This window comes from Frankia sp. AgPm24, from assembly GCF_023243055.1.
Classification (GTDB): domain Bacteria; phylum Actinomycetota; class Actinomycetes; order Frankiales; family Frankiaceae; genus Frankia; species Frankia umida.
In genome coordinates, this window is record NZ_JALKFW010000183.1 from 25,028 (window position 1) to 37,726 (window position 12,699).

At 70.7% G+C, this 12,699-nt stretch carries 13 protein-coding genes; 9 read left to right on the forward strand and 4 right to left on the reverse strand.

What is annotated here, in order from left to right; genetic code table 11:
- Positions 1-10 precede the first annotated feature (10 nt).
- Complete coding sequence (locus MXD61_RS12680) at positions 11-913, forward strand: M48 family metalloprotease (protein WP_248813210.1); 903 nt, start codon at positions 11-13, stop codon at positions 911-913.
- A 42-nt stretch (positions 914-955) separates the two neighbouring features.
- Complete coding sequence (locus MXD61_RS12685) at positions 956-1,609, forward strand: response regulator transcription factor (RefSeq protein WP_251079853.1); 654 nt, start codon at positions 956-958, stop codon at positions 1,607-1,609.
- A gap of 52 nt (positions 1,610-1,661) precedes the next feature.
- Here MXD61_RS12685 and MXD61_RS12690 read toward each other — a convergent pair whose 3' ends face one another.
- Together MXD61_RS12690 and MXD61_RS12695 are read right to left on the reverse strand one after the other, a co-directional pair.
- Positions 1,662-3,482, reverse strand: coding sequence for a GAF domain-containing protein (locus tag MXD61_RS12690; protein WP_372511873.1), 1,821 nt, complete (start codon positions 3,480-3,482; stop codon positions 1,662-1,664).
- Between the two features lie 178 nt (positions 3,483-3,660).
- Complete coding sequence (locus MXD61_RS12695; RefSeq protein ID WP_248813143.1) at positions 3,661-5,214, reverse strand: AAA family ATPase; 1,554 nt, start codon at positions 5,212-5,214, stop codon at positions 3,661-3,663.
- A 395-nt stretch (positions 5,215-5,609) separates the two neighbouring features.
- Here MXD61_RS12695 and MXD61_RS12700 point away from each other — a divergent pair, with 395 nt between their 5' ends.
- Together MXD61_RS12700 and MXD61_RS12705 are read left to right on the forward strand one after the other, a co-directional pair.
- Positions 5,610-5,993: a hypothetical protein gene (locus tag MXD61_RS12700; protein WP_248813145.1), complete on the forward strand. Its 384-nt coding sequence runs from the start codon at positions 5,610-5,612 to the stop codon at positions 5,991-5,993.
- Positions 5,972-6,610, forward strand: coding sequence for a CBS domain-containing protein (locus tag MXD61_RS12705; protein ID WP_248813147.1), 639 nt, complete (start codon positions 5,972-5,974; stop codon positions 6,608-6,610). The genes MXD61_RS12700 and MXD61_RS12705 overlap by 22 nt, the downstream gene beginning before the upstream one ends.
- A 281-nt stretch (positions 6,611-6,891) precedes the next feature.
- On the opposite strand, the gene MXD61_RS12710 is transcribed toward MXD61_RS12705, so the two are convergent.
- Positions 6,892-7,911: a nitroreductase family protein gene (locus tag MXD61_RS12710; protein WP_248813148.1), complete on the reverse strand. Its 1,020-nt coding sequence runs from the start codon at positions 7,909-7,911 to the stop codon at positions 6,892-6,894.
- A gap of 433 nt (positions 7,912-8,344) precedes the next feature.
- Between MXD61_RS12710 and MXD61_RS12715 the strand changes: the two genes are divergently transcribed.
- The 3 genes from MXD61_RS12715 to MXD61_RS12725 all read left to right on the forward strand — a co-directional run bounded on the left by MXD61_RS12715 (position 8,345) and on the right by MXD61_RS12725 (position 10,387).
- Complete coding sequence (locus MXD61_RS12715) at positions 8,345-9,208, forward strand: universal stress protein (protein ID WP_248813149.1); 864 nt, start codon at positions 8,345-8,347, stop codon at positions 9,206-9,208.
- A gap of 77 nt (positions 9,209-9,285) precedes the next feature.
- Positions 9,286-9,894, forward strand: coding sequence for an ATP-binding protein (locus MXD61_RS28475; RefSeq protein ID WP_248813150.1), 609 nt, complete (start codon positions 9,286-9,288; stop codon positions 9,892-9,894).
- A 79-nt stretch (positions 9,895-9,973) separates the two neighbouring features.
- Positions 9,974-10,387 (forward strand): nuclear transport factor 2 family protein, encoded by a 414-nt coding sequence (locus tag MXD61_RS12725; protein WP_248813151.1) that lies wholly within the window; start codon positions 9,974-9,976, stop codon positions 10,385-10,387.
- 167 nt (positions 10,388-10,554) lie between these two features.
- Here MXD61_RS12725 and MXD61_RS27645 read toward each other — a convergent pair whose 3' ends face one another.
- A complete protein-coding gene (locus MXD61_RS27645) occupies positions 10,555-11,019 on the reverse strand; it encodes a MarR family winged helix-turn-helix transcriptional regulator (protein ID WP_248813152.1) in 465 nt (154 codons plus the stop codon).
- Positions 11,020-11,128: 109 nt separating this feature from the next.
- Between MXD61_RS27645 and MXD61_RS12735 the strand changes: the two genes are divergently transcribed.
- Together MXD61_RS12735 and MXD61_RS12740 are read left to right on the forward strand one after the other, a co-directional pair.
- A complete protein-coding gene (locus MXD61_RS12735; protein ID WP_248813153.1) occupies positions 11,129-11,665 on the forward strand; it encodes a nuclear transport factor 2 family protein in 537 nt (178 codons plus the stop codon).
- Between the two features lie 5 nt (positions 11,666-11,670).
- Entirely contained in the window at positions 11,671-12,642 is a 972-nt protein-coding gene (locus MXD61_RS12740) for a zinc-binding dehydrogenase (protein ID WP_248813155.1), read from the forward strand.
- The last annotated feature ends 57 nt before the right edge of the window (positions 12,643-12,699 follow it).

The window sequence follows — 12,699 nt, forward strand, 5'->3', positions numbered from 1 at the left end:
AGTGAGGTACATGGTGTGGCTGCCGCTGCTGGGCAACATCGTGCTGGCCGTGGGACTGCCCGCGTTGGCCCGCCGGCTGTCCCACCGGCGCGGTTACGCGGCCGTCACGGCAGCCGCGGTCCTCGGTGCCAGCTGCTGGCTGTGGTCTCTGGTCCTGCTCGCCGCGGTCCTCGCCGACCGGCTCGCCTATCTGCGCTCCAGCGGCGGGCTCGCCGGTGCCCCGGCCGGACTGCGGACGGTCCCGCTCCTGCTCACCGTCGTCGCGGCCGGCACCCTGGTCACTATCATGATCAGAACGGGCAGGCTCGGCGCACGTCAGGCGCGCGAACTCGTGCACGCTGAGCGGCTCGCCAGGCTCCCCTTCGTCGGCGACGTCATCGACCTGCCCGACGCGGTCCCGCGGGCATGCGCCGTCGGGGGGTTGACCGGCGGCCGGATCGCCATCACCAGCGGCCTGCGGCGCTGTCTGACCGAGGATGAGCAGGCGGCCGTCCTCGCCCACGAACGGGCCCACCTGGCCGGACGGCACCACTGGTACCGCATGGTGGCCGCCTGGTGCGCCGCGGTCTGCCCCCTGCTGCACAGCCTGCCGGGGCTGGTCGAGCAGGGCTGCGAACGGGCGGCTGACGAGGCGGCGGCACTCGCCATCGGTGACCGGCGGCTGCTCGCCCGCGCACTGGGCAAGGCCGCCCTCGCGGCCGCGCGCGCCCAGCGGCGACCACCCGGGTCCGGTGTGAGCCCCGCCTTCCTGCACGGTGGCGTCCCCGACCGCATGGCGGCGCTGCTCGAGGATCCCCCTGCGCTGGCACGGGCCCCACTTCTGTCGGCGACCACGTGTCTGGCCACGGCCGTGGTCATGGTGGTGGCCACCGTCCACGCCAGCGTCGACTGTGTGGCGTTGTTGCGGCACTGATCTGCGCCCCTGCACGTCGGTGGACCGCGTAGTCTCTGCGCCATGGGCGTGATCAGTGTCTTTCTCCTTGATGACCACGAAATTGTCCGTAACGGGCTGCGCCAGACGCTGGAGCGGCATGAGGACATCAAGGTCGTCGGTGAGGCGGGGCTGGCGGCCGAGGCACTGCGGCGTATCCCGGCGCTGCGGCCGACCGTGGCGATTCTGGACGGTCGACTTCCGGACGGCAGCGGGATAGACGTGTGCCGGGACATCCGCTCGGATTTCCCGGACATCGCGTGTCTGATTCTCACGTCCTATGACGATGACGAGGCCCTGTTCTCCGCCATCATGGCGGGTGCGGCCGGTTATGTGCTGAAGGAGATCCGGGGCAATGATCTGGTCGGCGCGGTCCGGACGGTCGCGGCCGGGCAGTCACTGCTGTCGCCGTCGGTCACCCGGCGGGTGCTGAGCAGGCTGCGGGAAGGCCCCCGGGAGGACCCGGTTCTCGCACCGTTGAACCCGCGGGAACGCGAGATCCTCGGTCTGATCGCCGAGGGGCTGACCAACCGGCAGATCGCCGGGCGGGTTCACCTGGCCGAGAAGACGGTGAAGAACTACGTGTCCGGCATTCTGGACAAGCTCGGCCTGACCAGCCGCACCCAGGCGGCCGTCATCGCCTACAAGCACCTCGGTGGCGATCTGCCGTCGCAGTAGCCCCGCTCAGGTCGCCGTCATCAGGGCGCTGCCTGGGCGCGGGAACGGTCCGTCACAGGGGCACGGCCCAGCGCAGGTGGGTTCCGCCGCCGGCCGGCGCCGTGACGGTGAACGTGCCCCCGAGGGATTCGGCGCGGGTGCGCAGGTTGTCCAGTCCGCTGCGCCGGGTCGTCTCGGACATGCCGACACCGTCGTCGATCACTTCGATGATCAACTGGTCGTCGACGACCTGGACGGCGAGCGTGACCGAGCTCGCCCGGGCGTGGCGGGCGACATTGGACAGCGCCTCGCGTGCGACGGCGCTGGCATGCTCGGCGAGGCCCGCGTCGACGACACTGTTGACCGGCCCGGCGTAGCGGACGGTGGGGACGAACCCGAGGCCGGGCCGGGCATCGGCCGCGATCTTGTCAAGGGTGTCGCGTACCCCGCCGCCGCGGGCGGTGCCCGTGGACCCGGGTCGCAACTCGAAGATCGTCCGACGGATGTCCCTGATGGTCGCGTCGATGTCCTCGACGTAGGTGGCGAGCCGACCGGCGTTCGTCGGGTTCTCGTACTGGGCCAGATCCTGCAGGCCGAGCGCTATGGCGAAGATCCGTTGGATGACGTGGTCATGCAGGTCCCGGGCGATCCGCCCGCGGTCGTCTGCGACCAGGAGACGTTCGCGTTCGGCCCGGGCCTGGGCCAGTTCGAGCGCGACCGCGATATGACCGGCGCAGGTGGCCGCCATGTCCAGGTCGAACTCGGTGAACGCCGGCCGGCCCTGGTCCCGGCCGACCAGCAGCACGATCGCCCGCTCATGGCGGGGGACGGGCAGCGGCAGCACCATCAGCGAGGCGGTGTCCTCGCCCCGTTCCAGGTCGGAGGCGTCGAGCTGGGGATCGTCGACCAGAATCGGGCGCTGTTCGGCCAGCGCCTGGCCGACGAGCGTGCCGTCCTCGGCGATGACGGCACCGGTCGGATTCGGCTCGCCGGCACCGAGTGCGACCGCGAGTCGGACGGTTCGTCCGGCTCGGCTGTCATCGCCGTGTGCCGGTAGGGCCGCCGAGGCGGTCACGACCGCGCAGTACTGGGCCTCGCCGACCGCACACATCCGGTCGGCGACCAGTTCCAGGGGAGTGTCGGTGCCGGTGGTCAACAGCCCGACGAGCTCCGCGGCGGTGCTCATCCACTGGTGCCGTGCCTGGGACTCCTGGAACAGGCGGGCGTTCTCGATCGCCACCCCCGCCTGCGCGGCCAGCGCCAGGACCAGTTCCTCGTCCTCCGCGGTGAAGGGCTGACCGTCGCGCCGGTCGGTCAGATAGAGGTTGCCGAACACCTCGCCGCGCACCAGGATCGGCACGCCGAGAAACGTGCGCATCGCTGGATGCCCAGGGGGGAAGCCGGCCGCGTGCGGGTCCCGGGCGATGTCCTCGGCCCGGCGGGGGCGCGGATCATCGATCAGTGCGCCCAGCAGGCCATGGCCGGTGGGAAGATGCCCGATCCGTTCGGCCGCGTCCGTGTCCATCCCGACGTGGATGAACTCCTCGAGCCGCCGGCGGTCCGGGGTGAGCACGCCGATGGCGCCGTAGCGGGCGTCGAGCAGCTCGCAGGCCGCTTCCACGATCAGCCGGAGCAGCACCGGCAGCCGCAGATCCGTGGTGATCATCCGGGTGGCGCGTAGCAGGCCCCGCAACCGGCCCTGGGTGGCGATGACGTCCTGGGCGCGTTCCACCAACTGGGTCAGCAGCTCGTCCAGTTCGAGCCGGGCGACCGAGGGAAACGTCAGACCGGCTCCGGGAGCATCCCTGCCGGGAGTTCTGCCCGCGGGCCCGGTGGGCGCGGCGGACGCGGTCACCCCACCGGTGCGGACGGAATCATCGTTACGGTCGCTCACCGGCACCCCGAGTGCATGTCGCAGGAGGACTGCGGATCGCCGATGATGATAGGGCTGCGCACCACATGGCGATATGTCACGTGCCGTCAGGCAGGGGGCGCATCACGGTCTCGATGGCTGCCGAACATGCCAGTGACACACGGAGATCGAGGATCGTCGTCTCGCCGCGGGCGAGAACTCAGGTGAGGAGTCCGCGCGCGGTCCGCAGGGTCCCCGCCACCGGCACGGTCGTGGTGATCGTGGTGGCCTCCGGCCAGGGATCGGCGCTGCGTGCCAGTTCCAGCAGCACCGGGACGGTCGCGTCTGACACCCCGCCATCGCCACCCTCGGCCCCACCCGCGCGACCGCGTCCGTCGAGCCCGTCGAGCCCGTCGAGCCCGTCCGTCGTGGTGCCGGCGGCGGCGGTGCGCGCCTCCATCCGGGCGGCGATGCGGGTACGGGCGATCTCCGGTGTGACGGCGCAGCGCAGTTCGATGAGGTCGGCGGCGGCCTCGAGGGCGCGTCGCGCGGCCTGTCGCCGGTGCCGGCGGCTTCCCCAGGAGGCGTCGAGGATCACCGACTCGCCGCGTTCGAGGGCGACACCGGCGCGGCGGATCAGCTCGGTGTAGACGGCATCGGTCATCTCCGCCCGGTAGAGGCCCTCGCCGGGTTCGGCGGGGGCGGGGGTGGTGGCCGACAATCCGGCCAGTTCCTTGCGGATGACGTCGGAGCGCAGCACCGTCCAGCCTTCGGCGGACCCCACGCCGGCGGCCAGCGTCGATTTTCCCGATGCCGGCAGGCCGCCGACCAGGACGAGGCGTGTGCGCCCGCGCCGCAGCCGGGACAACGCGAGTGTGGCCAGCGTCCGTGCCTGCTCGGCGGCGTCGGCGTCGCCCTGCGCGGATCGGATGCACGCCACCTTGCAGCGGACGAAGGCCCGGTAGGCGACGTAGAAGTCCTCCAGCGACCGGGGATGGGTCTCGCCCGAGAACTCCCGGTAGGCCGACATGAAATGGTCGGCCAGGTCGCGGCGGCCCAGGCGTTCCAGGTCCATCGCCAGAAACGCCACATCGGCGAGTACGTCGCCGGCACGCAGCCGCTGGTCGAACTCCAGACAGTCCAGGATTCGTGGCCCGTCGTCCAGACAGAACACGTCGTCGGCGAGCAGGTCACCGTGTCCGTCCCGGACCAGGCCGCGCTGCTGACGTTCGGCCAGCAGCGCGCCACGGCCGTCGAGGTACCGGCTGGCCAGCCGCCCGATCTCGGCCACCTGCCGCGCCGGTAGCGGATCCCCGAGAAAGGGAGCCACCCCGGCCAGCCCCTCCTCCCACAGAGCTCGCAGAGTCTTCACACCACCGAGTTCGGTGATCTCCGTCGAGGTGTCACAGCGGGTATGGAAGGCGGCGACCAGACGGGCCGTGTCCCGCAGTACGCCGGTCACGTCCGTGCCCGAGGTGACCAGCGCGGACAGGCGACGCGAGGCGGGCAGACGGCGCATCACCACCATGTGGTCGCACAGCTGGCCGTCGGGCCCGGACACGTCGGCCACCCCCAGGTAGACGTCCGGCGCCATCCGCCGGTTGAGCGCCACCTCCGCCTGGCAGGCCGCCAGCCGTGCCTGGCGGGTCCGGAAGTCGAGGAAACCCAGGTCCGCCGCCTTCTTGACCTTGTAAACCCGATCTCCGAGGAAGACCAGAACCGAGGTGTGCGTCTCCACCACGGACGCGGGGCTCGGCATGATCTGTGCGGTCATGGATCCAGCCTTTCCTGACGATGGGCGACCGGAACAGGTCTCGGGCGTCCGACCTGCGGGTGACCCGGTACTCCCGTCGGCTTGTGTCGGTCCGCGGGTGAGTTGTGCCCTGCGTGCCATCGGGGTCAGGGCCGGATGGCGTCGGACCGGGCCTGTAGGTGCCTCATGCTCCGCATTCCGGGTGGTGCGAGACAGGGACCTTCGGCCTGCGCCGACCGACCCTTCCCGCCCATCGCCCGCGGACTCCCAGGTGATCCTCGTACGTGTTCCGGTCGCGTCGCCACCGCGGACACCGGCCGGCATGGTCATGCGTTGCGGGTCAGCGTGCCGTTGGTCCGCGGCGGCTGGGACCTCTGGTAGTCGCTGTGCACAGCCCGAAGGACCAGTGTTGGTCCATGAGCTTTCGTGGCGCACGACGCACCCATCCCGTTGTTCCGACCGCCGGGTATGACGCCGAGCGGTCTCGGCCAGCCGGTGGTCCGTCCGTCGGCCAGGCGGTGCCGATCGACGCGGCGGCCAGGGCCTGCTGCTGCCCGAGCCAACCCGTCGCCCGGGTTGTCCTGCCGGGGGCGGGTGACCGTGCCGCGCAGGAGATCTTTCTGTGTGCCCATCACCTGCGCGCCAGCGCCGCGCGCCTGCGGGAGCTGGACGCGCCGATCTACGACGAGTTCGGGCTGCCCGTGACCACCCCCGAAAAGATCTTCGTGGGCGTTCGTGTCGATGGGGCCGGCGATCGGAACGCGAAGGAGGGAGCATCATGCGCGCCTGTGACGTCATGACAACCGAGGTGTACTGCGTGGGCCCGGAGACCTCGGTGAAGGAGGCGGCGACGCTGCTGCTTCGTCGGCAGGTCCGCGGGCTTCCGGTGGTCAACGCGGACGGCACCCTGGTGGGTGTGGTCACCGAGGCGGACCTGTTCACCATCGGCTGCGCACCGGACCCGCGCCGCCATGCCCGCCGTGATCTGATCGTGGCCGCCCTGCCATCGGAGCATGTCGACGCCTCTGGCCGGCCCGAGGACCGGCGGATCGTCGCCGACGTCATGTCGACGCCCGCGGTCACGGCGAGGGCCGATGCCGACCTGGCCGATCTGGCTCGCATCATGCTGTCCGAGCATCTGACCCGGCTGCCGATCCTCGACGACCACAACCGGCTCGTCGGCCTGGTCAGTCGCCGCGACCTGGTGCGGTTGCTCGCCCGGCCCGACAGCGACATCGCTGACGATGTGCGGCAGGTTCTTCTCGACTGGTATGCCGAGGTCTCCCCGGCGGTCTCGGTGGCCGACGGTGAGGTGACGCTGGCCGAGCCGGCGGCCGCCCTTCCCGACCTGCTGCTCGCCCTTGTCCGCGCGATCCCCGGTGTCATCGCGGTCCACCTCCCCGCACGGCATCGTTAACGCGCATCTTGTGGATCCTCGATCATCTCCGCCGTCGACACATTGTCATGGTGAAACCGCTGGACGTGTAGCCGGCGGCGCTGTTGCTCGCCGTGTCTGGAAGCAGATGGTCTACCCGGAAAAATTATCCGCCGTCGCCGTCGCCGTCGCCGTCGCCGGTGGCGTTTGTCGTTCGGGAACACGACATTTCCGTGAGAACCAGAAAAGCGACCAGGCCGAGTGATCGGCCTGGTCGCTTTTTGTTCTCGTCCTACCGGTGGCCACCGGATGAGGTGCGTCGGTCAGGCCGGTGCCTGATCGGCGAGGTCGAGCACCTCGGTGACCGGACGGCGCCGGGTCGGCGGCAGCGGCTGCGCGGCGGGGTCCGGGTAGCCGATGCGGAGGATCATCTGGGCCGTTCCCATCCCGCCGGTGGCCTCGCGGACCAGGGCGCGGGTGGATTCGAGGTCGATCGCCTGGCCAAGAGGGGAGGCGGCCAGACCCGCGGCGGTCGCGACGACCAGGACCCGGGCCAACGCCCGCCCGGCGTGCAGCCAGCTCTCCGGGTCGTCCCCGTCGGTGCCGAGCACGAGCACGCCGGGGCGTTCGACCCGGGGTTCGCGCAGCTGCTGACCGGCCTCGCCGATCACGTCGAAGTCACGCAGGGAGAACTCCGACTGGCGTGGCTCCTCGCTGCCCACCACCACACCGCGGGGGACACCGTCGGTCGCGTCCGGGTCGGTGCGACTCCAGTGGAGCAGCTCGGCCTGGTAGGCCGGGTCGTGGGTCTCGATCCAGTCCGCGTGGGCGAGCACCACCGACAGCTCCACCCGGGCCTCCCGGCTGGCCAGCGAGTCCAGCCAGCCGCCTTCCTCCTCGGCGGCCCGGCGTAGCCCGTGGACCACCTCGGCGGGCAGGTCAGCCGGGTCGAAAGGCCGCCGGTCGGTGTGACGGTGGTGGACCGCCGAGGCAAGGGCGAGATCCCCCGGAGCGGGTGCGCTCGTGCCGATGACCCGCAGGGTGGCCAGACGCCCGTGGGTGATGTCAGGGCCGTCCGGCAGCTCGTCGATCTGTACCGCGAGCCCGGCCGCCCGCAGCGACACCCAGGCGTGGAACAGTGCCGCGCCGCAGCTCATCACCAGCTGGCGGTGGTCCGGGTCTGCGACCGGGGTCGCGCGGGTGAGGTCCGCGCGGAGTTCGAGAACACCGTCCCGAAGGCGCCAGCGCCACGGCTGGGAGTTGTGGATCGAGGGCGCCAGGATGGCGGTTTCCACCGCGGACCTGGCCAGGTCCGCGGACATCGTCGTCGTGCTGGTCACCATGGACGTGCTCCCATCACTGCCGCGGCAGGCACATTCCGGTCGGCCCGCCACCCGATGTCGTCTGTCCGGACACGTTCAGTATTCCCACTGGGATGGGGTCGGACTTCTTTCCTTGGGCTGTCTTTTCGGGGTCGATCGTCCCTCCTGTCCAGGTCGCTCGGCCCGTCTCGGAGCGCCCGCGCCGCCGCACGCGGTCGGGGCGCCCGCGGTCAGGCCCACATATTACGGATCTTCGTTTTTTGTCCCATGATTCAGGTCGAAAAGGTGAAATTTCCCGTTCGTTGTTCGCGTGCGGGCTGACAACGAGCCCTTGGTACGGAAGAACAGGGTCCAGTGACCCGGCCGGTATTGCCGCACAGCCCTCGATCGGCGGCCGTGGCGAGACGACGCTGTGTCCGACACAGCAGAGATCTCGATACGACGGAGGTGCGCGATGAGCGGAATCGTGGTCGGAGTGGACGGCTCGATCGAAGCCGAGCAGGCACTGCGGTGGGCCATGCGGGAGGCACGGACGCGCGGCACCACGGTGACCGCCCTGCTGGCCTGGTCACCGAAGCACTCACCGGCCTCCGTCGTCACGATGAGCGTTGGCTCCGGTCAGCACGAGACCGAGACCACCGCGAGGCGGATCCTGGAGACGGCCATCCATAACGCGACCGACCCGCGATGCCCGGTACCGGTGGTGGAACGGGTGGAAGCACGGCATGCGCCGGACGCCCTCCTCGCCGCCGCGGGCACCGCCGATCTCCTGGTGGTCGGCAGGCACGGGGCGAGCCGGTTGCCCCGGCTCCTGATGGGGTCGGTCTCGGCCGCCTGCGTGCACCGGTCGACCACGCCGGTCGTCGTGGTCCGCGCTGATCAGTCGCGGACGAACGGGCCGGTCGTCGTGGGCGTGGACGGTTCGCCCACGTCGATCGAGGCGTTGCGCTGGGCCGCGGGAGAGGCCCGCCTGCGCGGTGCGGTACTGCGGGTGGTGCATGCCTGGGCGCCGGTGCCGGTGGGTTACCCCGCCGTCTACGTGGGTGTGGACTTCGAGGCCTCGGAGAAGGCCGCCCGCTCGGTGCTCGATGCCTGCCTGGACGCGGGAATCGCGCAACGTGACACCCTCACCGTCGAGGACATGCTGGTCACCGATGGCGCCACCCATGCGCTGCTGACGGCCACCGAGGACGCCCAGCTGCTCGTCGTCGGGTCCCGGGGGCACGGCGGCTTCGCCGAACTGCTGCTCGGTTCGGTCACACACCAGTGCCTGCACCACGCTCCGTGCCCGGTGGTCGTCATCCCGGCCGTGGCATAGCCGGCGACGACGTGCCCGGCATGGCGCGCTCCGCATGACCCGCTCGCGGACGCGTATGCGAGATCCCGAAGCGGCGCGTGCCCGACAGGGACGGCACCTTTGTCGGCCGCTCGATCGTCCCACGGGATGCCTGGCTTGAGGGGCCGGTCAACGCGGTGATCCATCGTTCGTACAGCCTTGGGGGCGACCACATCAGGGTGGAGATCTATCCGAACAGGATCGAGATCGAGAGCCCGGGTCGTTTCCCGGGGCTCGCCGACCCGTCGCGACCGCTGGACATCAGCCGTTTCGCACGAAACCCGCGGATCGCACGGGTCTGTGCTGACCTGCGGGTCGCGCAGGAACTCGGCGAGGGAATCAAGCGTATGTTCGAGGAGATGAGGAGGGTTGGCCTCACGGATCCGATGTACAAGCAGAGCGCCGGAAGCGTGAAACTGGTACTCGCGGCCATACCTCGCCTTGATGCCAGAACCGCGGCGAGCCTGCCCAGGGGCAGCCAGGACGTTCTGGATGCCCTGCGTGCGTCGGGTAGCCCCTCGGGAACCGGCGATCTCGCCGAGGCTCTTGGTATGAGCAGGCCGGCGCTGAAGATCCGCCTCAAGGCGTTGGAGGCCGAAGGTCTGATCCGGTGGGTTGGAAAATCGAGCAGGGACCCCAGAGCCGTCTGGGTGCTGGTCGACGGATAGCGGTCACTTTTTTCCGTGCTCGATTGCGCCGACGGCGGACCCGGAGACGCGGTGTTCGCTGCTGCGGGAGACTCAGATCATGACAATGGCACAGTCCGCGGATCTCGCCGGTCTTGGACGGGCCGAGGATCAGTTCCAGTCCGTGGTGGCTGCCAACGACTCCGCGGGGCTCGCCGACGTGCTGCACGACGACCTCGTCGCCCGCGGGCACGACGGTCTGCTCCACGGCAAGGCCGAGGACGTCGCGGGCTACGCGTCGGGAGCCTTCGCTGTGACCTCGTACGTCGAGCTGCGCCGACACCTCCTGCTGCACGGCGCTACCGGAGCCACCTTCGTCCGAGCCGCGATCACCGCCCGGATCAGCGGTGAACCCGTCTCCGTCGTGATGGACTACACCCGCACCTGGGTCCACGACAGCGGCCGCTGGCAGATCATCGCGGCCCATCTGTCCCCTGCGCCGGAACAGCCCAGGGCCGCAGCGGCGGATCAGTGAGAGATCGGCGTGCGGTCCGACCCGGTCGGTGACCGAGGACGCGACGCAGGATCCGGTCCGCACTGGCCGGTCCGGGTGGTGCTGGTGGCGGAGCCGCACATCGGCGTGGCATTGGCACAGCCCGCTCACTTCTGCCCCCGCCGTCGAACGAGCTGACGGCCAGGACCTCAGGCCGGGCGGTTGACCAGCAGGTCGAAGGCAGTCTGGATGGTGCGGGCCTCGTCGGCGGTGAGGGAGCCGAGCACGTCGGCCAGCCAGTCGCGGCTGTGGCAGAGTGCGGCCGACGCGGCGATGCCGTCGGGGGTGGCCGCGATCAGCTTGACGCGTCCGTCGGCCGGGTCGGAGCGGCGTTCGACCAGGCCGAGTTCGATGAGGCGGTCGACCTTGGCGGTGAGGTTGGACGGATCGCAGCCGAACTGCGCGGCGATGTCCTTCATGGCCGACGGCCTGATCGCCGCGAAGCCCAGGACCCGCGCCTGGGCGAGGGTCAGCCCGGCCTGCTGGGCAGCGGTCTCGAAGTCGAGCAGGTAGGCGCCGACGAAGTCGAGCATCGCCCGGCGGATCTCGGGAAAGCTACCGCGCGCGATCTCGCCGGTCAGCGTCTCCCCGGTGAAGGACGGCCGCGTACCCACCCGCCCACGATACCTGAGACTCTCCACCAACTGCTTGACACTCTCAGGCAACTACCTGAGACTCTCATGTGGTTGGCCTCTGGGTGAGGCCTCGACGAAGGGGCTTTTCATGATCACGGAATCGTCTCCCGGGCCGCTGCGGTCGGCGCCGGTCATGGTCGGCAAGAGTGCCGAGCGGCAGGTGGAGGAGGTGGTGGCCGCCTACGTACGCGCCGCCGACCACCGGGACGGGCCGGCGATGGCCGCCCTGTTCACCGAGGACGCGGTGGTCGAGATCTACTACACCGGCGACGGCGGCCGTACCCCGCTCGGCAGTGTGCGGACAGCGGCTCGGATCGGGCAGGCGGTGGCGGCAATGATGGCCCCGCACCCGCCGCGCGGCTGGAGCCACCACACCACGTTCAACCACATCGTGGACGTCGACGGTGACACCGCCACCATCGACGTCCAGTTTCTGGTTCACAACGTGGTCGGCCGCGCCGAACCCGAGGGCGGGTGGCCGCCGGGAACGTCCGGTGCGCAGGGGACCATCACCCCGATCGAGTCCGGCTACAACCGGTCCACGCTGCGTCGGGTCGAGGGTCGGTGGCTGATCGCCGAGCATGTGATCAGCCACGACCTGCCCTACGCGTTTCCCCGGGACTGAGCGCGGTGCGGGCGATTCGCCGAACGGCACCCGACCCCGACGGGCTGCTCACCGGCATTGAGATCGACGATCGCGACCAGCCGCCGCCGCCGGACGGGTGGGTCACGGTGACGTTGCGATGCGCGTCGGTCAATCACAGCGACCTGGCCGCCATCCGTGGGCACGGGTTCGATCCGGCCGGGCCGCCGCGGGTGCTCGGCTCGGACGGTGCGGGCCTCGACCCGGACGGCAACGAGGTCATCGTCTATCCCATCCTGGCGGCGGCGCGGTACCCCGATCCGATGCACGATCCCGGTCTGCGGATGTTGTCGCAGGGTGTCGACGGCACCTGGGCCGAGCGGGTCCAGGTGCCCCGCGCCAACCTGGTGCCGAAGCCGCCGGAGCTGACCTGGGAGCAGGCCGCGTGCCTGGGTACCGCCTGGCTGACCGCCTACCGGATGCTGTTCGGCCGCGCCCGGGTCGCCCCCGGTGGCACGGTTCTCGTGCAGGGTGCGGGCGGCGGCGTCCCGACCGCCCTGATCCGCCTGGCCGTGGCCGCCGGGTTGCGGGTGTGGGTCACCAGCCGCGACCCGCACCGCGGTCGACGCGCGGTCGAGCACCTCGGCGCACATGCCGCCTTCCCGTCCGGCGCCGTGTTGCCCGAACCCGTGGACGCGGCCCTGGACTGCGTCGGTCAGGCGACGCTGGCGCACTCGTTGCGCTCGGTCCGCCCCGGCGGGCAGGTCGTGATCGCCGGGGCCGTAACCGGTGCCACCGTCGGCCTCGACCTGACCGACCTGTTCGTGCGGTCGATCTCCCTGCACGGCAGTGCGATGGGCACCCCCGCCGAGCTGTTTGCACTCGCCCGGCTGTGCGCCACCACCGGCGCCGTACCCGTGATCGACACAGTCTGGCCCCTCACCGACGCCCGCCCGGGTATCGCCAGGGCCCTCACCGGCCAACAGTTCGGCAAGATCGTCCTGCGCTGCGACCGGTGAGCCTCGGCGCGCCGCCCCCGTCGGCGGCGCGGACTGTTCCGGAGTCGCTACTTCTGC